A 24,670-nucleotide genomic window follows, 5' to 3' on the forward strand; every position below is an offset into this window, starting at 1 on the left:
ACTCCTAGTCTCACGGTCACACCGCTGCTGCGAGGGAGTCCGTCATGAGTCGTGTCGTACGTGCCGCCCTGTTCCAGACCGCGTGGACAGGGGACAAGGAGACAATGATCGCGGCCCACGAGCGGGCGGCGCGGGACGCCGCCGCGCAGGGCGCGCAGATCATCGGGTTCCAGGAGGTCTTCAACGCCCCGTACTTCTGTCAGGTCCAGGAGCCCGAGCACTACCGCTGGGCCGAGCCGGTGCCGGACGGGCCGACGGTGCGGCGGATGCAGGCGCTGGCCAGGGAGCTGGGCCTGGTGGTCGTGGTGCCGGTGTACGAGGTCGAGCAGTCGGGCTTCTACTACAACACCGCCGCGGTGATCGACGCGGACGGCTCCTACCTCGGCAAGTACCGCAAGCACCACATCCCGCAGGTGAAGGGCTTCTGGGAGAAGTACTACTTCAAGCCCGGGAACCTCGGCTGGCCGGTGTTCGACACCGCGGTCGGCAAGGTCGGCGTGTACATCTGCTACGACCGGCACTTCCCCGAGGGCTGGCGCGCGCTCGGCCTGGCCGGGGCCGAGATCGTCTACAACCCCTCGGCCACCAGCCGGGGCCTGTCCGCCTACCTCTGGCAGCTGGAGCAGCCGGCCGCCGCGGTGGCCAACGAGTACTACATCGCCGCGATCAACCGGGTCGGGGTGGAGGAGTACGGCGACAACGACTTCTACGGCACCTCCTACTTCGTCGACCCGCGCGGCCAGTTCGTCGGCGAGGTCGCCTCGGACAAGGACGAGGAGCTGGTGGTCCGCGACCTGGACCTGGACCTGATCGAGCAGGTCAGGCAGCAGTGGGCGTTCTACCGGGACCGGCGCCCGGACGCCTACGGCCCGCTGACGGAAGCCTGAGGGGGCGTCAGATGACCCGTACCGTGATCCGCGGCGGCCTGGTGATCACCGCCGCCGAGGAGATGCACGCGGACGTGCTGGTCGAGGGCGAGCAGGTGGTCGCGCTGGCGTCCACCGGCAGCGAGCCGGCCGCCGGCTGGACGGCGGACCGGGTGATCGACGCCACCGGACAGTACGTGATCCCCGGCGGCGTGGACGCCCACACCCACATGCAGCTGCCGTTCGGCGGCACCGAGGCCAGCGACACCTTCGAGACCGGCACCCGGGCCGCCGCCTTCGGCGGCACCACCACCATCGTGGACTTCGCGGTCCAGTCGGTCGGCTCCTCGCTGCGGGCCGGGCTGGACGCCTGGCACGAGAAGGCGGCCGGGGTCTGCGCGATCGACTACGGCTTCCACATGATCCTCGGGGACGTCAACGAGGCCAGCCTGAAGGAGATGGACCTGCTGGTGGGGGAGGGGGTGACCTCCTTCAAGCTGTTCATGGCCTACCCGGGCGTGTTCTACAGCGACGACGGCCAGATCCTGCGGGCCATGCAGCGCGGTGCCGACAACGGCGGGCTGATCATGATGCACGCCGAGAACGGCATCGCGATCGACGTCCTGGTCGAACAGGCGCTGGCGGCCGGGAAGACCGACCCGCGCCACCACGGCGAGGTGCGCCGCGAGCTGCTGGAGGCCGAGGCCACCCACCGGGCGATCAAGCTGGCCCAGGTGGCGGGCGCCCCGCTGTACGTGGTGCACGTCTCGGCCGCCTCGGCCGTGGCCGAGTTGGCGAAGGCGCGGGACGAGGGCCTGCCGGTGTTCGGCGAGACCTGCCCCCAGTACCTCTACCTGTCGACCGACAACCTGGCCGAGCCCGGCTTCGAGGGGGCCAAGTACGTCTGCTCCACGCCGCTGCGCCCGCGCGAGCACCAGGCCGCGCTGTGGCGGGGGCTGCGCACCAACGACCTCCAGGTGGTCTCCACCGACCACTGCCCGTTCTGTTTCGTCGGGCAGAAGGACCTCGGCCGGGGCGACTTCTCGAAGATCCCGAACGGCCTGCCGGGCGTGGAGAACCGGATGGACCTGCTGCACCAGGCGGTGGTGGAGGGGAAGTTGACCCGGCGTCGGTGGATCGAGATCGCCTGCGCCACCCCGGCCCGGATGTTCGGGCTCTACCCGCGCAAGGGCACCGTCGCGCCGGGCGCCGACGCCGACCTGGTGGTCTACGACCCGACCGCGGTGCAGACCGTCTCGGCCGCCACCCACCACATGAACGTGGACTACTCGGCGTACGAGGGCAGGCAGCTCACCGGCAAGGCCCGCACCGTGCTCTCCCGGGGCACGGTGGTGGTCGACGGCGACGTCTACCTCGGCCAGGCCGGGCACGGCCGCTACCAGCCGCGCTCGACCTGTCAGTACCTGTAGGGCCTGTCCGACCATCCCCGTCGGGTCCGGCCCGCCCGGCCCGCACGCCGATCGCACGCGCCCTCCTCGCCCGCCAAGGGGCAGGAGGGGCCCTGAACGACCCGGCCCGGTCCGACGCGAATGGTCGGACAGGCCCTTGAGGAGAACCAAGTTGGACATCGGCCTCGTACTCCAGACCGACCCGCCCGCCCGGCTGCTGGTCGAGCGGATGGTGCGCGCCGAGGCGGCGGGCTTCACCCACGGGTGGACCTTCGACTCGGTGGTGCTCTGGCAGGAGCCCTTCGTGATCTACAGTCAGATCCTGGCGCAGACCTTGCGCCTGACGGTCGGTCCGATGGTGACCAACCCGTCGACTAGGACCTGGGAGGTCACCGCCTCGCTGTTCGCCACCCTGAACGACATGTTCGGCAACCGCACGGTGTGCGGGATCGGGCGCGGCGACTCCGCGATGCGGGTGGCCGGCCGCCGCCCGGCCACCCTGGAGCGGCTGTCCGCCGGGATGCACGCGATCAAGGAGCTGGCGGAGGGCCGGGAGGCCGAGGTGGACGGCACCCCGATGCAGCTGCCCTGGGTGCGTCCCGGCGCCGAACTCCCGGTCTGGATGGGCGCGTACGGCCCGAAGGCACTCGACCTGACGGGACGGCAGGCGGACGGCTTCATCCTCCAGCTGGCCGACCCCTACCTGACCGAGTGGATGGTCAAGGCGGTGCGCACCGCCGCCGAGCGGGCCGGGCGCGACCCCGCCTCGATCACGGTCTGCGTGGCCGCGCCCGCGTACGTCACCGCCGACGACTCGCCCGAGGCGCTGGCGCACGCCCGGGAGCAGTGCCGCTGGTTCGGCGGCATGGTCGGCAACCACGTCGCCGACCTGGTCTCCCGCTACGGCGAGCACTCCGGCCTGGTGCCGGAGGCGCTGACCGACTACATCCGGGACCGGCACGGCTACGACTACGCCCACCACGGCCGCTCCGGCAATCCGGACACCGCCTTCGTACCGGACGAGATCGTCGACCGGTTCTGCCTGATCGGCCCGCCGCAGGCGCAGCTCGCCAAGCTGCGCCAACTGCGGGACCTGGGGGTCGACCAGTTCGCGGTGTACGCGATGCACGACGCGATCGAGGCCACCATCGACGCGTACGGCGCGGAGGTGATCCCCGCCCTGTGACGCGCCGGGAGCCCCGCAGGCGGGGTGCCTGCGGGGCTCCCGAGCGGCGGTCAGAAGTAGATGTTCCAGGTGACGCTCACCGAGGCGGACCTGCCCGCGCCGTCGGTCACGGTGAGGGTGCTGGTGCGGAAGCCCCAGGCGGTGGGCGCGCCGGTGACCAGCCCGGTGGCCGGGTTGAGGGTCAGGCCGGCTGGGAGGCCGGCCGCCTTGAAGGTGTACGGAGCGGTGCCGCCGGTGGCCCGGAGGGCGAGCGAGACCGGCTTGCCGATGTAGGCGGTCTGGCTGCCCGGGTTGGCGAGCACCGGGGTGCCGCCGCCCTGGCCGGCGCTGACCGTCCAGCTGAAGCCGGTGGAACCGGTCCGGCCGGCGCTGTCGGTGGCGGTCACGGTCACCGAGCTGCTCCCGGCGGTGGTGGGGGTGCCGGTCACGGTGCCCGTGGCGGCGGCGATGGCGAGACCGGCGGGCAGCCCGGTGGCGGTCCAGGTGTACGGGGCGGTGCCGCCCTCCGCGCTGTTGCGCAGCTCGACCGCCGTGCCCAGGGCGGTGGTCCGGTCCGAGACGGCCGCGACGGTGACACCGTCGGGCTGCGGGGCGGAGACCACCAGGGCGGCGCCGAACCTGGTCAGGGCCTCGTTGACGGGCTGGAAGATGGTGAACTTCTCGCCGCTGCCCGAGGTGCAGGTGGCGCTGCCGCCGCCGGAGTGCAGGCCGACCGCCTTGCCGCCGGTGGCGGTGACGTAGGCCCCGCCCGAGTCGCCGCCCGCCGAGCAGGCGCTGGAGTAGGAGAGTCCGTCGACGACCACGTTCCCGTAGTCGACGCTCTGGTCGACCTTGGTCACCTCGCCGCAGCGCAGGCCGGTGGTCTGGCCGGAGCGGCAGATCGCGGTGCCGACCACGGCCTCGGCCGAGCCGGTGACGGTGATGTCGCCCTGCCCGTAGCCCGCCACCTTGGCCGCGACGTTCCAGCCGGGCTGGTCGACGTCCACGATGCCCATGTCGCCCTCGCGGGCGTTCACGCTGCCGACGCCGCCCCGGTTGGAGGTGCCGACCCGGGTGCCGTCCTTGCCGTACGCCGCCTGGTCGGCGTCGTTGGTGCAGTGACCCGCCGTCAGGAAGCCCTTCGCCCCGCCGCTGGTGCGGGTCACCGGGAAGCCGATCGAGCAGGGGCTCTCGGTGCCTGGGGTCCACTTGTCACCGCCGACCACGTCGGCCTGCTGCCGGGGCGCCTGGTCCGAGACGCCGACCCGGACCAGGTCGCCGAGCGCCCCGAGCCGGGTGAGGAAGGTTTCGGTGGCCGCCGTCCGGCCGGTGGCGGCGACGGTCACCTCGATCCGGTTGCCGCGCACGTCCGGGCCCCAGGAGTGGACGCCGGGCACGCCCGGGCCGACCAGGGCGGTCACCGCCCGTGCGGTGGCCGCGAGTTCGGCCGGGCCGTGGGCGACCAGGCGCGGCACGGCACCGGCCGCCCGGGCCAGCGCGGCGTCGGACTCGCCGGTGACGGCGGCGTTCAGCCGGCCGGTGGCGGCGTCGAACCAGAGACCCGCGACCCGGTCGCCGATCCGGCCCCGGACCAGGGTGGCCGTGTGCGCCGCGGCGCTCTCGTCGGCGACCCGCTCCCGGGCCTGAGCGGCCGTCAGGCCGAAGTCCCGCTGGACGGCGGCCAGGATCCGCGCGGCCGTGGTGTCCGTCGGCGGTGCGGCGGCGGCGGGCAGGGCGTTGAGACCGGCCAGCGCCAGGGCGGCGGCGAGACCGGCCAGCAGGGGCCGGTGGGGAAGAGCACGCACGGCGGGGTTCCTCTCGTGGGGGCACCGACCGTTTGGTCGGCTGCGGGGCCCGGGCCGTGGCCGGTGGGGGTCTGCGAGGCACTGGCCGGGGTGGTGAACACGGTGGTCCGCCGGGCGGTCCGGCGGCATCGGAGGAATCCCCTGCGTCCCGGACCGGCCATGAGGGGAAACCCTTGCCGCGCCCGCTCCGGCGCCCGGACCGTTGCCAGCGCCGGCGCAGCCGCATACCGTGCCGTGTCGTGGCAGCACAGCTGACGTCGGCGCAGGCCGGAGCCGCCGCCTCGTGGCCCGCCGCCCTGGCGACGGCCGCGCGGGCGCTGGACGAGCACGGCCGCCTTGTCGTGACCGGGCCGTGGGGCTCGGGAAAGACCAGCCTGGTCGCGCAGTTGACCGAGGCCCGGGGCGCGCAGGCCCCGACGGTGCTGCGGATCAGCCCGGCGGACGGCGACCAGGAGCTGGCCTTCGGCGCGGTGGCGCAGCTGCTGGCCGGCTGCCCGGCGCCGCTGCTGGACGCCCTGCCGCCCACCCGGGCCGCCGTCGTCGACCGCCTGCTGCACCGCAGCCCCGAGGGCCCGCTGGCGGGCGGGGAGCTGCCGGCCGCCCGGCTGACCCTGGCCGAACTGCTCGGCACGGGGCGCCTGTTGCTGGTGGTGGACGGCGCCCAGTGGCTCGACCCGGCCAGCGCGGACCTGCTCGGCTACGCGCTGCGCACGGTGCCGGCCGAGCGGCTGCGCGCGGTGGTCACCGAGCGCGGCACCGGGGGAGCGCCGACCGCGGCCCGGCTGCTGGGCGGGCACCCGGCCGAGGTCCGGGCGCCCGACCTGGATCTGCCGGAGACCTCGGCCCTGCTCTCCCGGTACGGGCTGCCCACCCGGTGGGCCGCGCTGCTGCACCGGCAGTGCGGCGGCCACCGGTTGCTGACCTCCTTGTGCTGCACGGCACTTGCCCAGACGCCGCCGTCCGCGCGCGGCCGTCCGACCGTCCCGCCGGAGGCCCGGGAGGCGGCCGAGGTCTGGCTGGGCGCACTGCCCGGACCGGTCCGGAGCACCCTGCTGGCGGCGGCGCTGGCCCACCGGCCGACGCCCGCGCTGCTGCTGCGGGCCGGGTGCGAGGAGGCCGAGGAGCACCTCCGGCAGGCCCGGCGGGCGGGCGTCCTGCGGGCCGGTCCTGGGGTCCGGTTCACCGCCACGCTGCTGGCGGAGGCGGCGTCCTGCACCGCGGGCCGGGCGGCCCGGTCCGCCGTGCACCGCACGCTGGCCGCCGCCGTGGACGATCCCGTGCAGGTGCTCCGGCACCGTGCGCTGGGCCACCAGGGCGGTACCGAACGGGAGTTGGCGGAGGACACCGAGACGGCCGGCGAAGCCGCCCGGCAGGGCGGGGACCGGGAATTGGCGGCCGAGCTGTTCCTGCTGGCCGCCGAGCTCACCCCGGCCACCGGCGCCGGGCTGCGGCTGCGTCGGCTCGGCTCGGCCGCGCGGGAGGCGGCGGTCGCCGGGCGGACCGACCTGGCCTGGCAGGTCGCCGACACCGTGTCGGCCGCCCGCGCGGGGGCCGAGCACCAAGTCCCCGCCCTGCTCGCGGTGGTGGACGCGCACAGCCAGGCGCTGGCCGGCCTGGACCCGCTGATCGCCCGCTGCCGCGAGCTGGCCGGCACCGATCCCGGCCTGCTGGCCGCCGTCGAGCTGCGGGCCGCGATCGCCGCGAACGTCACCCACGGGGCGCCCGGCGAGGCGCTCGGGGCGGCCACCCGGGCGGCCGAACTGGCGCACCGGAGCGGGCAGTCGGGGCTGGAGGCGGCCGCGCTGACCATGCGGGCCCGGATGGAGCGGGTGCTCGGCCGGGACGGCGCGCCCGCGACGCTCGGCCGGGCGCTGGCGCTGGCGGTGCCCGCGCACCGGTTCGGGGTGCGCAACAGCGCGCAGTACCTGGCGGCCCGGCACGCGGTCTTCGACGACCGGCTGCCCTGGGCCAGGGAGCAGCTGACCGGGCTGCTCGCGGTGGCCGAGCGACACGGCGACACCGAGGACCTGGTGGACATCTGGCGCAGCCTGGCCGAGGTGGACACCCGGCTCGGCCGCTGTCCGGACGCGCTGGCCGGCGCCGACCGGGCGGTGCGGGTCTCGGTCTCGGCCGGGCTCTCGCTCGGCCCCGCCTGGTACACCGCCGCCCTGGCGCAGAGCGTCGGCGGCTCCTTCCCGGCCGCGCTGCGGTACGCCGCCTGCGGGGCCAGGGCGGCCGAGGAGGAGGGGGACGCCCTGCACCTGGCGCGGAACCTCTGGGTGCTGGCGGCGGTCCGGCAGCACGGCGGGGACAGCGCGGGGGCGTCGGCCGGTTTCGCCGAGCTGGCCCGGCTGGAGGGCGGTCCCGCGGCCGATCCCACCATGTTCCGCTGGCAGCCCGACGCGATCGAGGCGTTCGCCGCCGCCGGCCGGCCCGACCTCGCCCGGGAGCTGTTGGCGCAGGCCGGGCCGGCCGTCGCGGCCCACCCGGGTACGGCGGCGGCCTGGAGCCGGGCGCGCGGGGTGCTGCTGGCCCGTACCGGTGCCGGGGAGGAGGCGGTGGCGGTGCTGCGCCGGGCGGCGGACGGCTTCGGCGGCAGCGGCCTTCCGGTCGAGCAGGCCAGGACGCTGGTGGCGTGCGGCCGGGTCGAGCGGTCGCGCCGGCGGCAGGCCGCCGCCCGGGCCGCCTGGGAGCAGGCGGCGGCCCTGCTGGCCGAGGCGGGTGCCCGGCCCTGGCTGGAGCTGACCCTGGAGCTGCTGGCCCGGCTGAACGGCACCGGGGCGGGCAGCGGTACGGCGCAGGTGGACGAACTGACCGGCACCGAGCGGCGGTTGGCCGCCCTGGTCGGCGGGGGTGCGAGCAACCGGCAGGCGGCCCAGCAGCTGTTCGTCTCGGTCAAGACGGTCGAGGGCACCTTGAGCCGGATCTACCGCAAGCTCGGCATCCGGTCCCGCACCCAGCTGGCCGCCGCGCTCGCCGGGCGGCCGTCCTGACGGACCGTCGGCCCCGGGAGGTCCCGGGAGGGCCCGTCGCGGCCGAGTTGATTGTTTCGTGGTCCGTTGATGGCGACCAACCGGGCGCTCTGTTGAACTCGGTGACGAGCGGACACCCGGCACCCCGGCCCGCGCCCTCCGACCGGCCCGATCCAGCCGGTACCCGACAGACCAGGGGAATGAACCGTGAACAGTGAGCTGCTGGTTTCCGACGCGACCCATTTCCGGGTCGACTACGAGATCAACCCCTACATGCACACCGAGATCCAGCCCGACCTGCCAGCCGCGATCGCCGAGCACGAGGCCATCGTGGCGGCGCACCTGGCGGCCGGCCGCAAGGTCGAGTTCGTGCCGTCCGCGCCGGAGTGCCCGGACATGGTCTTCACCGCCAACGCCGCCGTGGTCCGGGGCGGCCGGGCGATCCTGGGCAACCCGCCGCCGGAGCGCAAGGCGGAGGTGTCGTACTTCCAGGAGTGGCTGACCTGGCGCGGGTACGAGGTGATCGAGGTGCCCTACGCGTTCAGTGGCCAGGGTGACGCGCTGGCCTTCGGCGACCTGCTGCTCGCGGCCCACGGCCAGCGCACCGACCAGCGGATGCTGGCGGTGCTGGCCGCGGAGCTGGAGTACGAGGTGGTGCCGCTGCAGACCGTGAGTTCGCGCTGGTACGACCTCGACCTGGCGGTCGGCGTGGTCGGCCTGCCGAACACCCTGGCCTACTGCCCGGCGGCCCTCGACGCACCGAGCCTGCGGCGGCTGCGCGGGCTCGGGGCCGAGCTGATCGAGGTGTCGGTCGAGGAGGCGGCGAAGTTCGCGCTCAACCTCGTCGGCGACGGCACCACGGTGACCATGACCAAGGGCGCGCCGCGGCTCGCCGCCGAGCTGCGGGAGCGCGGCCTGCGGGTGATCGAGCTGGACACCACCGAGCTGGCCAAGGGGGGCGGCGGGGTCCGCTGCACCGCCCTGACCCTGGACAACCCGCCTGCGAGGACGTCGTCCTGACGCTGTGGCAGGCAGCGGCGCCCGAGGCAGCGGCCTGACCCCCGGCGGGAGCGCCGCCGGGTCGGACCGACCGGTACATGGGGGTGGCGTCGCGTCGCCGAGGCGGCGGGCGCTCCTTCACCCGCCCCCATGTGCCGGTCGGTCCTAGATTGAGCTGCCGATCATCTCTACCAGCCCGGGAAGTGCAAGGAATGACCGAACGATCCCTGTGGGTACGCCGTACCGCCGGCGTACTGGTCGCGCTGTTCGCGGCCGTGCTGATGGTGCTCGGCGGTGCGGGCAGCGCGGCCGCGCACGCGGCGCTGGTCTCGACCGACCCGGCGCAGAACTCGGTGGTGCCGTCCGCGCCGAGCGCCGTCACGCTCACCTTCAGCGAGGGCGTGACGCTCAGTGCCGACTCGGTCCGGGTGCTCGACCCGGCGGGCAGGCAGGTCGACGCGGGCGACTCCGGGCGGGCCGACGGCAAGGGCGACACCGCCCGGGTCTCGCTCCGCGGCGGTCTCGCCGACGGCACCTACACGGTGGCCTGGCGGGCCGTCTCGGACGACTCGCACCCGGTCAGCGGCGCGTTCACGTTCTCGATCGGCGCGCCCTCGGCCACCGTGGTGCCGGCCGACTCGAACCAGGGTGTCAAGACGGACGGCCTGATCTCGTTCCTGTACGACACCGGCCGGGTGGCGGCGTACGTCGCGTTCGCGCTGCTGGTCGGCGCGGTGGCGTTCGTGCTGGTCTGCTGGCCGGCCGGGGCGGCGGTCAAGCAGGTGCAGCAACTGCTGGTCACCGGCTGGCTCGGCCTGCTGGTGGCCACGGTGGTCCTGCTGCTGCTGCGCGGCTCGTACGAGCGGGGCAGCAAGATCGCCCAGGCGGCCGACCCGGCGCTGGCGCACGTCTCGCTGGACGGGCGGATCTACACCGCGCTGGCGGTCCGGCTGCTGCTGCTGGTGCTGAGCGGGGTGTACCTGGCCCTGCTGGTCGGCCAGGCGGGCCAGCCCGGCGAGGAGCCGCTGTCCCGGCCGGCCCGGTCCAAGCTGGGCCTGACCGGGGCGCTGCTGGCGGTCGCGCTGGCGGCGACCTGGGTCGGCACCGACCACTCCGCGGTGGGCATCCAGGTCTGGCTGTCGCTGCCGACGGCCGTCCTGCACCTGCTCGCGATGGCCGCCTGGCTGGGCGGGCTGGCGACCCTGCTGACCGGGCTGCGGCAGGGGGTCGAGGCCGCGAGCGTGGAGCGGTACTCCAAGGTGGCGCTCGGCTCGGTGACGGTGCTGGCGCTGACCGGGGTGTACCAGTCCTGGCGCGGTGTGGGCTCCTGGAGCGCGCTGACCTCCACCGACTACGGGCGGCTGCTGCTGATCAAGGTCGGGTGCGTGGCGGTGATGCTCGGGGCGGCCTGGTTCTCGCGCCGCTGGGTGGCCCGGCTGTGGACCGACCCGGTCTCGGACGGCGCCGCCGCGCGGTCCGGCCTGCGGCGGTCCGTGCTGGTGGAGGCGGGCGTGGCGGCGGTGGTGCTGGTGGTGACCACGATGCTGACCAGCGCCCCGCCCGGGCGGGTGGCCCAGGCGGTCGCCGCGCTGCCGCCGAGCTCGGCGGCGCCGGCCGCGCCGGGCCGGGCGGTGGAGCTGAGGCTGTCGTACGACACCGGCGGCCGGACCGCCAACGCCAAGGGTGCCGCGACCGTGGGCGTCGCCCCGCCGGCGGTCGGCAACAACACCGTCCGGCTGGCCCTGGACGGCCCGGACGGGCAGCCGGTGGAGGTCGCGGAGGTCGAGCTGACCTTCACCCTGCCGGCCCGGGACGTCGGGCCGCTGACGGTGGCTCTGCAAGCGGAGGGGACCGGCCGGTGGGCGGGCACCGTCCAGCTCCCGCTGGCGGGTGAGTGGGTGGCCTCGCTGACGGTCCGTACCTCCGACATCGACCAAGCAACGTCCGTGCAGAAATTGACGATTGGGAGCTGAGCGAAGCATGGGATCACGCACCGCCGGACCATGGTCCGAACCTGACAAAGTGGAGGACCAGCGCTATCCGGATGGGAACCGGGGCGAGCACTCTGGCCAGGTGATTCGAAACAAGCAGATCTGGCCATGGATGATTGCGGCCATCGGTTTCGTCGCGCTGGTCGGCGCGGCAGGCTTCCGGGCCACCCCGGGTGCACTGGTGGAGCCGCTCAAAGAAGAGTTCGGTTGGTCGTCCGGCATCATCGGACTGGCCATGTCGGTCAACCTCGCGCTCTACGGCATCACCGCACCGTTCGCCGCCGCCCTGATGGAGCGGTTCGGCGTCCGCAAGGTGACGGCCGGTGCGATGACCCTGATCGCGCTGGGCAGCGGTCTGACCGTGTTCATGACGTCGGCGTGGCAGCTGGTCATGCTCTGGGGCGTGCTGGTGGGCCTGGGCGCCGGATCCATCTCGCTCGGTTTCGTGGCGACCATCGGCACCCGGTGGTTCGTCAAGCGCCAGGGGCTGGTCACCGGCATCCTGTCGGCGGGCGGCGCGACCGGTTCGCTGATCTTCCTGCCGCTGGTGGCCTCGCTGACCGAGACCTCGGGCGGCTGGCGGACGGCCGCGATCGTGGTGTCGCTGGTGGCGCTCGCCACGGTGCCGCTGATCCTGCTGTTCTTCCGCGAGCACCCCGCCGACCTGGGCATCCCGCCGTACGGCGGGGACGAGATCGTGCCGGTGCCGGCCCCCACCGGCAGCGCCGCCAAGCTCGCCGTCGACGGTCTGCGGAAGGCCGCCAAGACCCGGACGTTCTGGCTGCTCGCGGTCGGCTTCGCGATCTGTGGCGCCACCACCAACGGACTGGTGGCCACCCACTTCATCCCCGCCGCCCACGACCACGGCATGGCGACCGTCACCGCGGCGGGCCTGCTCGCCATGATCGGCATCTTCGACCTGATCGGCACCATCCTGTCCGGCTGGCTCTCGGACCGGGTCGACTCGCGGATCCTGCTGGCCGTCTACTACGTGCTGCGCGGCCTGTCGCTGCTGGTGCTGCCCTCGCTGTTCAGCGAGGAGATCACCGGGCCGATGGTGATCTTCGTGATCTTCTACGGCATGGACTTCATCGCCACCGTGCCGCCCACCGTGGCGCTCTGCCGGGAGCACTTCGGGATGTCGGCCGGGATCGTGTTCGGCTGGGTGTTCGCCTGTCACCAGCTCGGTGCCGCCTTCGCCGCCACGGCGGCCGGTGTCACCCGCGACAGCTTCGGCGACTACGCGCCGGCCTGGTACGTGGCCGGTGTGCTCAGCGTCGGCGCGGCACTGCTGTCGATGCGGATCAAGCGGGCCCCGGCCGAGGTCGCCCCGGAGGCTCCGGCCGCCGTGGAGCTCACGCCGGAGGAAGCGCGCAGCTGAGTACGTCCCCCTGTCCGCACCACCTCCACCCTCCCCCCACGCCGAAGCGGCGTCTCCGCACCAGCGGAGGCGCCGCTTCGGCGTGGGCGCGCCCGGGGCGCCGGCCGGACCTGACGGACCTTCGGGGGAGACAACGTCGCTGGTGGATGAGGTGATGGAGTCGGTTCGGTTCCGTTGACGGTCCTTCGGGCGAATAGGGAGTATTCCGATGAAACCCCCTTACGAAAGGTGCGTCATGACGAACAGTCAGCAGGCCAAGGCCGTCCTCCTCCGCGAGCTGCACAAGGACGGTGTCCTGGTCCTTCCCAACGCCTGGGACGCCGGGAGCGCGGCGCTGATCGGGCAGGCCGGTGCCAAGGCGATCGCCACCACCAGTGGCGGCGTCTCCTGGTCGGCCGGCCGGCCGGACCAGCAGGCGCTCAGCCGGGACGAGATGGTGGCGGCGGTCGCCCGGATCGTCGAGGCGGTCGAGCTGCCGGTGACCGCCGACATCGAGGCCGGCTACGGGCTCGCGCCCGAGGACGTGGCGGCCACCGTCACCGCGGTGATCGGCGCCGGGGTGGTCGGGGTGAACCTCGAGGACTCCAAGCCGAACTTCGAGCTGTTCACGGCCGAGGAGCAGGCCGCCCGGATCCGGGCGGCCCGGCAGGCGGCCGAGCAGGCCGGGCTGCCGGAGCTGGTGATCAACCTGCGCACCGACGTGTTCCTGTTCGGGATCGGTGCGCCCGAGGGCCGGGCGGCCGACGTGCTGGCCCGCGCGGCCGTCTACGCCGAGGCCGGTGCGGACAGCCTGTTCGTGCCGGGCCTGCTCGACCTGGCGGTGATCGCGGAGCTGGTGCAGGGTCAGCCGCTGCCGGTCAACGTGATGGCCGGTCCGGGTGCGCCGACGGTGGCCGAGTTCGAGGCCGCCGGCGTCCGCCGGGTCAGCGTCGGCACCGCCGTCGCGCAGGCCGCGTACACGCTGGCCCAGCGCGCCGCCGCCGAGCTGGTCGGCAAGGGCACGTACGACGAGCTGGCGGGCGCGCTGGACTTCGGCGCGGTGAACGGCAGTTTCAACCGCTGAGCCCGACGGCGGCCTGCGGGCCGCCACCCCCGGTCGGGTCCCGACCCATGCGGGTTGAACGGGCTGTGAGGTCCGGGCACCACGGTGCCCGGGCCTTTCCGAACCGTGCACAGCCAACCGGGATCGAGGACCTATGACCAGCACTATCAGCACAGCCAAGAGAACGGACGCCCCGATGGGCGTCCTGGCCACCCTGAGAGCGACACCGGTGCAGGTCAGGTACCTGCTCGGAGGCGTACTCGTGAACCAGATGGGCGCGTTCGTCCAGACCTTCCTGGTGCTCTACCTGACGGCACGTGAGTTCTCCGTCGGCCAGGCGGGATTCGCCCTCACCGCGTACAGCGCCGGCGCGGTGCTGGGCACCATCCTCGGGGGCGAGCTGACCCAGCGGTTCGGCCCGAGGGCCACCATCGTCGGCGCGATGTCCACGTCGGCGGTGATCCTGGCGCTGGTCCCGACCCTGAGCGGGCCCGGCCGGTTCGGGCTGCTGCTGGCCGCGATCGCGCTGGCGGGCCTGGCCACCCAGTCGTACCGGCCAGCCGCCGCCGTGCTGCTCAGCGACCTGATCCCGGACGAGCACCGGGTGATGGGCTTCTCGATGATGCGGATAGCGATGAACGGCGGTGCCGCGCTCAGCCCGCTGATCGCGGCCGGGCTGATCCTGGTCGACTGGGACCTGTTGTTCTACCTGGACGCGGCCACCGCGCTCGGCTACGCGCTGCTGGCGCTGACGCTGCTGCCCAAGGTGGCCGCACCCCGAGAAGAAGAGGAGGAGGTGGGGACGGCGGACGAACCCGGAGTGCGGGGCGGCGCCTACGCCCTGCTGTTCCGGGACGGGCGGTACCTGGCCTTCCTGGTCTCGGTGCTGTTCGGGGCGTTGATCTACGTCCAGTACACGGTGGCGCTGCCACTGAAGATCACCGAGGAGGGGCACCCGGCCGCGCTGTACAGCGGGGTGCTGACGGCCTCCTCGGTCATCCTGATCCTCTGCGAACTGAAGATCACCAGCTATGTGAAGAACTGGAAGCCGTACGTGGCGGGTGCCGGTGGCACCGCGCTGATGGGAATCGGGGTGGCCGGCTACGGCCTGCCGTTCGGCTCCAGCGTGACGATCGTCGCCTGCACGGTGCTGTTCGTCCTCGGGGTGATGACCAGCGGACCGACCATGTTCGCGCACCCCGCCACCTATCCCGCGGCGGTGAAGGCCCGTTACATCGCCGCCCACCAGGCCGTCTTCGGGCTCGGCATGGCACTGGGCCCCACGCTCGGCGTGTTCGCCTGGAGCACGCTGGGGAACGGGATCTGGGCGGTCTGCGGAGTACTCGGCGTGATCGCCGGGCTCTGCGCCCGGGTGGGCCTGCGGGGGCACCTTGCGACCTGACGGCGGCACGACGCACGGAGGAGGGGAACGGCCGGAGACACCGGTCCGCCCTGTCCGCCGTGCTTTTCCGTAGGTAACCCGGGGGAGTGGGCCGGCCGGTGACACCGGCCGCCCCGCTCCCCCGGGGCATTTCCGTCGGCACACAGGCCGTCTGTGTGCGTGTGAACAAAAGGGGTTGAAGAACATGGGGAGGCCGGAGAAGCCGGTGGACGAGACGGGTGGCGCGGTCGCGGAGTTCGCGAGCCGGCTCCGTCGACTGCGTGCGGAGGCTGGCAACCCGACCTATCGGGACATGGCCAGGACCGCGATGTACTCGGCCTCGGTGCTGTCCAGCGCCGCGAACGGACACCGACTGCCCACCCTGCAGGTGGCGTTGGGGTACGTGGAGGCCTGCCAGGGGGACCGGGAGGAGTGGCGGCGGCGCTGGCTGGTGGCCGCCGCCGGAGGAGGGCTGCCGGTGGTCGGGCCGCGGCCGGCGCTGTCGGTGACCGAGCCGGCCGCCGAGCAGGCGCCGTCGGCCCCGGTGACGCCGCTGGCGGTGGCGGACCGACGGCCAGCCGACGGCCTGCCCCGACCGGCCCAACTGCCGCTGCGCCCGCAGGGGTTCGTCGGCCGGGCGGCGGAGCTGGCCCGGCTCGGCGGGCCGGGCGGCAGCCCGGTGCTGATCAGCGGCCGGGTCGGGGTCGGCAAGAGCGAGCTGGCCCTGCACCACGCGTACGGCCTGGCCGACCGGCTGGTGGACGGTCAGCTCTACGCCGACCTGGGCCCGTTGACCAAGGCGACCTTCGACCTGGCGGCGCTGGTCGGCGGCTTCCTGTCCGCGCTGGGGGTGCCCGCCGAGCGAATACCGGCCGCACCGGACCAGCAGGCGGGGCTGTTCCGCTCGCTGCTGGCCCGGCGCAGCGTGCTGGTGCTGCTGGAGAACGTGCACTGCGAGCGGCAGATCAGGCCGCTGCTGGCGGACAGCGGGACCAGCACCACCATCATGGTGAGCCGCACCCCGCTGCTCGGTCTGCGGGACGTCCGGCGGATCAGGCTGGAGCCGTTGTCCCGGGCCGACTCGGTCGAGCTGATCGCCCGGGCGCTGCCCGAACGGGCCCAGGCCGACCCGGCCGGCGCGGACCGGCTGGCGGAGCTCTGCGGCGACCTGCCGCTGGCTCTGGACATCGCCACCCGCAAGCTGGCCGCCCGGCCGGACATCTCGCTGCGCTGGGCGGCGAGCCGGCTGGAGCGTCCGGACACCCTGCTGGGCTGGCTGAGCGTCGGGGACCTGTCGATGCGCGAGTCGCTCAACTCCGCGCACGTGCAACTGGGCGATCGGGCGGCCGAATTGCTCGATCTGCTGGCCCAGCGGGCGGATTCCGAGCTGCGGGTCGAGGAATCAATCCCGGCCGGATCGGACGAATTGATCGACGAGTTGGTCGATGCCGGGATGCTCGGACCGGGTGAACGGCCGGGCACCCACCGGGTCGACCCGTTGGTCCGGGCCTTCGTCTCGGACCGCGATCCGGCCCACAACCTGCAGCCTCGCCGGGAGTTGCCGTTCGCCCGGATGCGACCGGAGCACGGCACCGGGCAGTTGACCGGCCCGACCGAACAACTGGCCGCCGGGGCCGCTTGATCGGCCTTGCCGGACAAGGCTGCCGATCAACAGCCGCACTCGCTTGACTCGTCCTACCGAACGACGCCGAACACCAGAACGGCGACGGAACACCTACTCGCTCGAAGGGGCGGTAGGACGAGTAGCGAGGTGGCATAGCAATGACGAACCACGAGGTCGAGGTCCTGGCAATCGGTGCCGGCCCGTCCAACCTGGCCCTGGCCGTGGCGATCGAGGAGTCCGGCTCCACCGGTCTGGCCAACGACACCCTGATCCTGGAGCAGTACCCGGACGTGAAGTGGCAGCGGAACCTGCTGCTGCCCTTCGCCCGCAGCCAGGTCTCCTTCGTCAAGGACCTGGTGACGCTGCGGAACCCGCAGAGCCGGTTCTCCTTCCTCTCCTTCCTGCACGCCAAGGGCCGGCTCGACGAGTTCGTCAACCTCGGCACCTTCAACCCCTTCCGCCGGGAGCTCTCCGAGTACCTGCAGTGGGTGGCCAACTCGCTGGAGCACGTGGGCATCCGCTACAACGCCAAGGGCCAGAGCGTGGCGCCCCGCCGGGCCGACGACGGCACCGTGATCGGCTGGCGGGTCACCCTCACCAACGGCGACACGGTGGACGCCCGGGACCTGGTGGTCGGCACTGGCCGGGACGCCCACGTCCCGAAGGAGTTCGCCCACCTGCCGGCCGACCGGGTCATCCACAGCACCGCGTACAGCACCCGGATCGCCCAGTACCCGATCGACCGACCGGTCCGGGTGGTGGTGATCGGCGCGGCGCAGAGCGCCGCCGAGATGTTCATGGCCGTGCACAAGGACCTGCCGCTCAGCCAGCCCACCCTGATCCACCGTTCGATCGGTCTGCAGAACTACCAGACCAGCAAGTTCGTCAACGAGCTCTTCTTCCCCTCCTTCGTGAACGAGTTCCACGACAGCCCCGTCGAGGCCCGCAAGCAGATCCTCGAGGAGATCCGGCTGACCAACTACGCCGGACTGGCCGCCCCGTTCCTGGACGAGACCTACTCGATGCTCTACGAGCAGAAGCTCTCCGGCTCGCAGCGCTCCGCCGTCCGGTCGATGACCGAGGTGCTGGAGACCCGCGAGGAGGACGGCGAGGTGGTGCTGGAGCTGCGCGACCGCCGGACCGGCAAGACCGACCAGATCCGCTGCGACCTGGTGCTGCTCGGGACCGGCTACGACCAGCGGATGCCCGCGATGGTGCGGCACCTGGCCGGCCAGGTCGGCATCGAGGACATCGCGGTCAACCGCCGCTACCGGGTCGACCTCGGTGACTCCACCCGGGCCGGGCTCTACCTGCAGGGCTTCAACGAGGCCACCCACGGCATCTCCGACTCGCTGCTGAGCGTGCTGGCACACCGCTCGCACGAGATCACCACCGACCTGCTCGACCGCCGCACCGTCTCGGCCGAGCGGGGTCTGTGATGTCGCTGATCCGCCGCCTCGACCGGGCCAACCTGACCCCCGCCTACGGCATCCTCGGCGAACGCCTGCAGCCCTGGGACGCGCTCAACGCACCCTTCGAGGGCGCCTGGTGCGTGGTCAGCGGCGGCGGGGAGTCCACTCCGCACGCCCACCACGAGTACGAGATCTTCATCGCCATGGCGGGCCGCTCGACCCTGGTGGTCGACGGCACCGACCACGAGTTCATCGCCGGCGACATCGTCCGCCTGCCGCCCGGCTGCACGCACAAGGTGGTCAACAACCACCAGGAGGACTTCGAGTACTACGGGATCTGGTGGGACACCGAGATGTCGGACACCTTCCTGGCCCGTCACCAGAAGGAGAAGTCATGAGCAAGCGCGTGGCGGTGATCTCCCCCGCCCCGACCGCCAACGGAGACCTGCACCTCGGCCACCTGGCGGGGCCGTTCCTGGCCGCCGACGTGTACACCCGCTACCAGCGGGCGGCCGGCCGGGAGACCGTCTTCGGCACCGGCGCCCAGGACACCTCGACCTTCGTGGTCACCACCGCCCGCCGGCTGGGCACCACTCCCGAGGCCCTGGTGGCCGACTCCACCGCCCGGATCGAGGCCACCCTGGCCGCGATGGGCATCGAGGTCGACGGCTTCAGCCGGGACGAGGAACGGTTCACCAAGCTGGTGCTGGACTTCGTCAGCCGACTGCACTCGGCCGGCAAGATCGTGCTGAAGCCGGCCCGCTTCCCCTTCCTGCCGAGCACCGGCGAGTACCTGGTGGACGGCTACGTCAAGGGCGGCTGCCCGGTCTGCCTGACCGAGGGCTGCGCAGGTCTCTGCGAGAGCTGCGGCCACTCCTCGGCGGCCGGCGACCTGATCGACCCACGCTCCACCGAGCACCCCGACGCCGTGGTCGAGATGCGCGAAGTCCCGGTCCTGGTCCTGCCGTTGGAGGAATACCGGACCCGCCTGAAGGAGTACTTCGCGAGCAGCGGGGCCGCGCTCCGCCCGCACATGGCGCAGGCCGTGCAGGAGATGCTGGACAGCCCGCTGCCCGACCTCCCGATCACCTACCCGATCTCCTGGGGCATCCCCGCCCCGTTCCCCGAGGTGGCCGGGCAGACCATCAACCCGAACGCCGAGACGATGGCCTGGTCCATCTACACCACCGCCCTCGGTGCCGAGAAGCGCGGCGAGCTGCTGGCCGCCGACGACCAGCTCTGGTGGCCGGAGGCGGAGACCGAGGTGGTCTACTTCCTCGGCTTCGACAACACCTTCCCGTTCGCCATCGCCGGGGCCGCGATGCTGCTCGCCCTGGGCGACCGCTACGCCCTGCCGGCCGGGTTCGTCACCAACGAGTTCTACGAGCTGGAGCACCAGAAGTTCTCCACCAGCCGGGGTCACCTGGTCTGGGGACAGGACCTGGCGGACCGGCTGCCCCGGGACGTCGGCCGGTTCCACCTGGCCGCCACCAGCCCGGAGAACCAGCGCACCAACTTCGGCTGGGGAGCACTGGAGGCCGTCACCGGCGCCCGGCTGATCGAGCCGTGGAACCGGGTGGCCGCCAAGGCCGAGCAGTGGGCCGGGCAGACCCTTCCGGTCTCCGCCGCGTCCCGGTTCGCCGCCGACCGGATCACCCAACGATTCGCCGCCACCTACCAGTTGCCGGCCTTCAGCCTCGGCCGGGCGGCCGAGACGCTGGCCGAGCAGCTCGGCCGGCTGGACCGCTGGCAGGTGACCGCCGAGCTGGCGGGGGACTTCTACCACCAGCTGGAGGCCGTGCTGCGCGGCGCCGCCCCGATCCTGATCGACCTGGCCGCCGCGGCCCTGGACGACACCGCCGTCCGGTTCCGCGACGAGACCACCGAGATCACCCCGAAGGTCCTGCCCCGGCTCACCGGTGGGGCGGTCTGAGATGGCTGCCGAAGCGCGTCGGGTGCTGGTGGTCGGGGCGGGGGTGACCGGACTGCTCACGGCGGTACGGGCCTCGCTGGCCGGCCACCGGGTCACCGTGCTGGACCGGGGGGCGATCCCCAACCCGGGCTCCACCTCCTTCGACCAGCACCGCGCAGTCCGGGCCCTGGACCCGGACGACCTGGCCGGGACCAGGCGCACCGCGGTCGCCCACCGCAGGTGGCTGGCCATGGAAGCCCTGCTGGGTACCAAGTTCTACCGCCAGGTCGGGATGCTCTCCGCCTGGCCGACCACCGAGATCGACCAGGTGACCGCAGCCGCGGCCGACGCCGGTCTCCCGGTCACCCTGCTGGACACCGCCGCCTTCCCGCACGTGCGGTTCCCCGCCGACTCGGTCGGCGTGCTGGAGCACCAGGGCGGCGTGCTGCTCGCGGACCACGCCCTGGCGGCCGTGGTCCGCTGGCTGGCCGAACAGCCGAATGTGACGCTCCGCCCCTGGCAGGAGGTCAAGGCCGTGGACCCGGAGACCGGCGAGGTGCACCTGCCCGACGCCGAGACCCTGGAGTCCGACCTGACCCTCATCGCCACCGGTCCCTGGTCGAAGAACCTGGTCGACCTTCCGATGCTGCTGCACCGTCAGACCCTGGTCTACCTCAAGCCGCCGGAGGACCTGGCGGCGGTCTGGGAGCGCACCCCCGGCATCGGCCGGATCGGCTCCGAAGGCACCGCCTGGCTGCTGCCGCCGGGCGAGGGCACCCTGCTCAAGGCGAGCTCGGCCACCGTCTGCCGGGAGGCCGACCTGGCCGCCGACGGCAGCCCGGCCGAAGAACTCCGCTGGGCCGAGCAGGTGTTGGCCGAACCGATCCTGACCGACCCCAAGCGCTACACGGTGATGGCGGTCAAGCGCTGTCACTACCTGGTGGATGCCGGCACCGGCGCCGCCCACCTGATCCAGCTCGGCCCCAAGACCTGGGCCCGCACCGCCAGCGGCGGCGACGGATTCCGTACCGCCCCGCTGGTCGCCGACCGCATCGCGGCGGCTCTCGAAGACACCGACTACCTGGGAGATGACACGAAATGAGTGCCGAAGACCGAGTGCTGCTGGTGATCGGCAGCGGGCTCAAACTCTACCGCGAGTACATCATCGAGTCCGCCGCCCGGCGGGCGGCCGAGCTCGGCCTCAAGCTGGTGCTGGTCAACAACCTCAAGCCCACCTGGCAGCAGGAGTACTTCGACGAGATCACCGTGGTCAACGTCTTCGACCACGAGCAACTGCGGGACGCGGCACGGGAGATCGCCGGCCGCCGGACCGTCGTCGGGGTGGCCTGCTACGACGAGCCGCTGGTGATGCCGGCCGCCGAACTGGCCGCCGAGTTCGGGGTCCCGGGTCTGGGGCTCGAGGGTGTGCAGGGCTGCCGGGACAAGCACCGGACCCGCTCGCTGCTCTCCGCCGCCGGACTCCCGCAGCCCGGCTTCGAGTTGACCGACACCCTGGAGCAGGCCCGCGAGGTGGCCGAGCGGATCGGCTACCCCGTGGTGGTCAAGCCCCGGGCGCTGGGCGCCTCGATGGGTGTGGTGCTGGCCGCGGACCAGGCCCAGCTGGACGAGGCGTACCTGGTCGCCTCGAACGCCAGCCTGGTCGGTGACGAGCCGTTCCGCGGCGGGGCGATCGTCGAGGGCTACGCCGTCGGCCCGGAGATCAGCATCGACGGGGTGGTGCACCGGGGCGAGTACCGGCCGATGTTCATCGCCCGCAAGGAGACCGGCCACCACCCGTACTTCGAGGAGATCGGCCACGTCGTGGACGCCGCCGACCCGCTGCTGAAGGACCAGCGGCTGCTGGACGTGCTGACCAAGGCGCACGAGGTGCTGAACGTCGAGAACGGGATGACCCACGCCGAGGTCAAGCTGACCAGCTACGGCCCGGTGATCATCGAGATCAACGGTCGGCTGGGCGGGGACCTGATCCCCTTCCTGGGCCGGATCGCCACCGGGATCGACGTCGGCGAGGTGCTGGTGGAAGCCGCCACCGGCATCCGCACCGACATCTCCTTCACCCGGCACGGGGTGGCCGGCATCCGGTTCGGCTACCCGACCGAGGACGTCACCGTCCGCGAGGTACGGGTGCCGACCGGCCTGCCCGGCCTGGTGACCGCCGCACCGATGGTCGACCCGGGCACCGAGCTGCGGCTGCCGCCCGGCGGCTACCTGGCCCGGCACTCCTTCGTGGTCTCCGAGGCCGAGGACCGGGACGGCGTCACCGAACGCCTGCTGGACGCACTGAACGCGGTTGAGCTGGACGCCGATCCACTGGAACGAAAGGACGTGAGTGCGGTGCTGGAGATGCCTGCGGGGTTGTTGGACGTGGACAAATGAGGATCGACTACGACGGACGCCAGTTCCGGAAGCTCGAATCGACCGACGGTGTGGTGGCGGTCTACCACCAGCGGGACGACCTGGTCTGGGCGGACTTCGCCGGCGGACCGGTCCGCCGGGGGAGCGTGGCCGGCACCTGCAGCGAGGACGGCACGCTGCGACTCGCCTACACCATGGTGCTGACCGGCGGAGAAGTGATCGCGGGGCATTCGACGAACACCCCGGAGGAAGGCGCGGACGGCGAACTGCTGCTCCGCGAGGAATGGGAGCGCTACGGCCCGCACGCCGAGACCGGAATCTCCTACCTGTCGGAAGTGACGGAACGTCAGAAGCAGGAGGCAGTGCGATGACCACCGACTGGGAGAGCCTGCGGAGCCAGGTGGACGGCCGGGTCAGCCGGCCGGGAGAGCCCGGCTACGAGGAGAACAGCACCGCCTTCAACAAGCGGTACGCGGGAGTCAGGGCGGCCGGGGTGCTCTCGGTGGCCAGCGTGGCGGACGTGGCCCGGGGCATCGCCTGGGCCCGCTCGCAGGGCCTGCCGGTGGTGGCCCGGGGCGGCGGTCACAGCTACGCCGGCCAGGCCACCACCACCGGCCTGGTGCTCGACCTGCACGGGCTGGACGCGATCACCGTGGACCGCGGGTCCGAGCTGGTCCGGGTGGGCGGCGGTGTCCGGGCCGGCCAGCTGTACGCCGAACTCCAGCGCCACGACCTGGCGGTACCGCTGGGCAACTCGAACGACGTCGGGATCGGCGGCCTCACCCTCGGCGGGGGTGTGGCCGCGGTCTCCCGGGCCTTCGGGCTCACCTGCGACGCGCTGGTGGAGACCGACATCGTGCTCGCCGACGGCACCCTGGTGACCTGCAACGAGCACGAGAACTCGGACCTGTTCTGGGCCAGTCGGGGCGGTGGCGGCGGCAACTTCGGGGTCAACACCTCGTTCACCTTCCAGGCCCGGCCGACCGTCGCCAGCTCCACCTGCCTGCTGCTCTGGCCGCTCACCGACGCGGCCGCGGTGCTGCCGGTCATGCAGCGGATCATGCGGGACGCCCCGAACGCGTTCTCCGCCCGGATCGGCTTCAGCCGCTCCTCCGGGGACGACGGGATGGTCTCGGTGATCGGCCAGCACCTGGGCCCCGCATCCGAGTTGCGGGAGCTGCTGGCCCCGGTGCTGAGCACGGTGGTGCCCGACCGGGCCGAGATCGAGGACCGCAGCTACTGGGAGGCCAAGGAGTTCCTGCACCACGAGACCTCGGGCGACCCGTTCGCGGTCCGCACCCGGACGGTCACCGAGCCGCTGCCGGAGGAGGCCGTGCACACCGCGCTGACCTTCCTGGCCAAGTGGCCGGGCAGCGGGAACCCGGACGGCGCCGGCCTGGCGCTGTTCACCTGGGGCGGCGCGATCAACAAGGTGCCGGCCACCGAGACCGCCTTCCCGCACCGGGACGTGCTCTTCCTGGTCTCGATGGACACCTCCTGGAGCACCGAGGACAGCGCCGAGGTCCGGCAGGCCAACCTGGACTGGCTGACCGACCTGCACGCCGCGATGGGCGAGTTCGCCCGGGACGCCAGCTATGTCAACTTCACCGACCCCGACCTGCCCGGCGCCCAGGCCGCGTACTTCGGTCCCAACCTGGACCGGCTGCGCCAGATCAAGCGCCGCTACGACCCGGATCGGGTCTTCACCTTCCCGCAAGGGCTCTGACCGACCGCGGGCCGCCGGGTCCGCACCTGACATACCGCCGTTCGACGAGGCGTCACCCGACGTACCGTCATCCCACCGAGCACGAGAGGACCATGCCATGTCGCCCGATCTGCGCGGCGCGATGCGGAACTTCGCCACCGGAGTCTGTGTCGCCACCACGTACGCCGACCGCGAAGGCACTCGCCGCCACGACGCGGTGACGCTCAACTCCCTGACCTCGGTCTCGCTCGACCCGCCGCTGGTCTCGCTGTCCCTGCACCGCGACTCACAGTTCCTGACCGATCTGCTGGAGACCAAGAAGTGGGCGGTCTCCATCCTCGACTGCGAGGCGGAGCCGCTGGCCCGGCGGCTCGCCAAGGGCCGGGACGCCCGGGCCGAGGCGGTGGAGGCCCTCCCGGCCACCCCGGGGCCGAAGACCGGTGCGCTCGTCCTGGACGAGCAGAGCGGCCTGGAGTGCGTGCTCTGGGACAGCTTCGACGTCGGTGACCACACCATGGTGATCGGTGAGGTGGTCTCCACCGGCGTCCGTGACCTTCAGCCCCCGCTGCTCTTCCTGCACGGCAGCTTCCAGCACCTGGCGGCTGCCACTACCTCCAAGGAGTCATGACG

19 protein-coding genes are annotated in these 24,670 nt (G+C 72.8%); 18 read left to right on the forward strand and 1 reads right to left on the reverse strand.

The genetic code is table 11. The features are described 5' to 3' along the window. Positions 1-44: 44 nt before the first annotated feature. The 3 genes from ACIRPK_RS27960 (at position 45) to ACIRPK_RS27970 (ending at position 3,461) form a co-directional block, all read left to right on the forward strand. Entirely contained in the window at positions 45-887 is an 843-nt protein-coding gene (locus ACIRPK_RS27960; RefSeq protein WP_403043150.1) for a nitrilase-related carbon-nitrogen hydrolase, read from the forward strand. An 11-nt stretch (positions 888-898) separates the two neighbouring features. Then, entirely contained in the window at positions 899-2,296 is a 1,398-nt protein-coding gene (hydA, locus tag ACIRPK_RS27965) for a dihydropyrimidinase (protein WP_403043152.1), read from the forward strand. A 151-nt stretch (positions 2,297-2,447) separates the two neighbouring features. Next, positions 2,448-3,461, forward strand: coding sequence for a TIGR03842 family LLM class F420-dependent oxidoreductase (locus tag ACIRPK_RS27970; RefSeq protein WP_403043155.1), 1,014 nt, complete (start codon positions 2,448-2,450; stop codon positions 3,459-3,461). A 50-nt stretch (positions 3,462-3,511) separates the two neighbouring features. Here the strand turns inward: ACIRPK_RS27970 and ACIRPK_RS27975 are convergent, their stop codons facing one another. Beyond that, a complete protein-coding gene (locus ACIRPK_RS27975; protein WP_403043158.1) occupies positions 3,512-5,245 on the reverse strand; it encodes a putative Ig domain-containing protein in 1,734 nt (577 codons plus the stop codon). A 239-nt stretch (positions 5,246-5,484) separates the two neighbouring features. Between ACIRPK_RS27975 and ACIRPK_RS27980 the strand changes: the two genes are divergently transcribed. From ACIRPK_RS27980 to ACIRPK_RS28050, 15 genes are all read left to right on the forward strand, one after another. Then, positions 5,485-8,238, forward strand: a complete 2,754-nt coding sequence (locus tag ACIRPK_RS27980; RefSeq protein WP_403043161.1) for an AAA family ATPase — start codon at positions 5,485-5,487, stop codon at positions 8,236-8,238. Between the two features lie 186 nt (positions 8,239-8,424). Further along, a complete protein-coding gene (locus ACIRPK_RS27985) occupies positions 8,425-9,237 on the forward strand; it encodes a dimethylarginine dimethylaminohydrolase family protein (protein ID WP_403043164.1) in 813 nt (270 codons plus the stop codon). A 191-nt stretch (positions 9,238-9,428) separates the two neighbouring features. Next, a complete protein-coding gene (locus tag ACIRPK_RS27990; RefSeq protein ID WP_403043167.1) occupies positions 9,429-11,189 on the forward strand; it encodes a FixH family protein in 1,761 nt (586 codons plus the stop codon). A gap of 100 nt (positions 11,190-11,289) precedes the next feature. Continuing rightward, positions 11,290-12,588 carry an MFS transporter gene (locus tag ACIRPK_RS27995; protein WP_403043169.1) on the forward strand — a complete coding sequence of 433 codons (1,299 nt, stop codon included), beginning with the start codon at positions 11,290-11,292 and terminating at the stop codon, positions 12,586-12,588. Between the two features lie 235 nt (positions 12,589-12,823). After that, the gene (locus tag ACIRPK_RS28000; RefSeq protein WP_403043172.1) at positions 12,824-13,651 is read left to right on the forward strand and encodes an isocitrate lyase/phosphoenolpyruvate mutase family protein; all 828 of its coding nucleotides are present in this window, start codon (positions 12,824-12,826) and stop codon (positions 13,649-13,651) included. Positions 13,652-13,784: 133 nt separating this feature from the next. Beyond that, the gene (locus ACIRPK_RS28005; protein WP_403043175.1) at positions 13,785-15,032 is read left to right on the forward strand and encodes an MFS transporter; all 1,248 of its coding nucleotides are present in this window, start codon (positions 13,785-13,787) and stop codon (positions 15,030-15,032) included. A 184-nt stretch (positions 15,033-15,216) separates the two neighbouring features. Then, a complete protein-coding gene (locus ACIRPK_RS28010) occupies positions 15,217-16,653 on the forward strand; it encodes an XRE family transcriptional regulator (protein WP_403043177.1) in 1,437 nt (478 codons plus the stop codon). A gap of 140 nt (positions 16,654-16,793) precedes the next feature. Then, positions 16,794-18,074, forward strand: coding sequence for a SidA/IucD/PvdA family monooxygenase (locus tag ACIRPK_RS28015; RefSeq protein ID WP_403043179.1), 1,281 nt, complete (start codon positions 16,794-16,796; stop codon positions 18,072-18,074). Further along, on the forward strand, positions 18,074-18,445 hold the full coding sequence (locus ACIRPK_RS28020; RefSeq protein ID WP_403043182.1) for a cupin domain-containing protein: 372 nt from the start codon (positions 18,074-18,076) through the stop codon (positions 18,443-18,445). The genes ACIRPK_RS28015 and ACIRPK_RS28020 overlap by 1 nt, the downstream gene beginning before the upstream one ends. Continuing rightward, positions 18,442-19,980 (forward strand): class I tRNA ligase family protein, encoded by a 1,539-nt coding sequence (locus ACIRPK_RS28025; RefSeq protein WP_403043184.1) that lies wholly within the window; start codon positions 18,442-18,444, stop codon positions 19,978-19,980. The genes ACIRPK_RS28020 and ACIRPK_RS28025 overlap by 4 nt, the downstream gene beginning before the upstream one ends. A 1-nt stretch (position 19,981) precedes the next feature. Then, entirely contained in the window at positions 19,982-21,061 is a 1,080-nt protein-coding gene (locus tag ACIRPK_RS28030) for an NAD(P)/FAD-dependent oxidoreductase (protein ID WP_403043186.1), read from the forward strand. Then, positions 21,058-22,356, forward strand: a complete 1,299-nt coding sequence (locus ACIRPK_RS28035) for an acetyl-CoA carboxylase biotin carboxylase subunit family protein (RefSeq protein WP_403043189.1) — start codon at positions 21,058-21,060, stop codon at positions 22,354-22,356. The genes ACIRPK_RS28030 and ACIRPK_RS28035 overlap by 4 nt, the downstream gene beginning before the upstream one ends. Further along, positions 22,353-22,706 (forward strand): hypothetical protein, encoded by a 354-nt coding sequence (locus ACIRPK_RS28040; protein WP_403043191.1) that lies wholly within the window; start codon positions 22,353-22,355, stop codon positions 22,704-22,706. Before ACIRPK_RS28035 ends, ACIRPK_RS28040 begins: the two co-directional genes overlap by 4 nt. Next, positions 22,703-24,061 carry an FAD-binding oxidoreductase gene (locus tag ACIRPK_RS28045; protein ID WP_403043194.1) on the forward strand — a complete coding sequence of 453 codons (1,359 nt, stop codon included), beginning with the start codon at positions 22,703-22,705 and terminating at the stop codon, positions 24,059-24,061. Before ACIRPK_RS28040 ends, ACIRPK_RS28045 begins: the two co-directional genes overlap by 4 nt. A gap of 97 nt (positions 24,062-24,158) precedes the next feature. Then, positions 24,159-24,668 carry a flavin reductase family protein gene (locus tag ACIRPK_RS28050; protein WP_403043196.1) on the forward strand — a complete coding sequence of 170 codons (510 nt, stop codon included), beginning with the start codon at positions 24,159-24,161 and terminating at the stop codon, positions 24,666-24,668. The last annotated feature ends 2 nt before the right edge of the window (positions 24,669-24,670 follow it).

It is taken from the genome of Kitasatospora sp. NPDC101801 (assembly GCF_044766665.1).
Taxonomy (GTDB): Bacteria; Actinomycetota; Actinomycetes; order Streptomycetales; family Streptomycetaceae; genus Kitasatospora.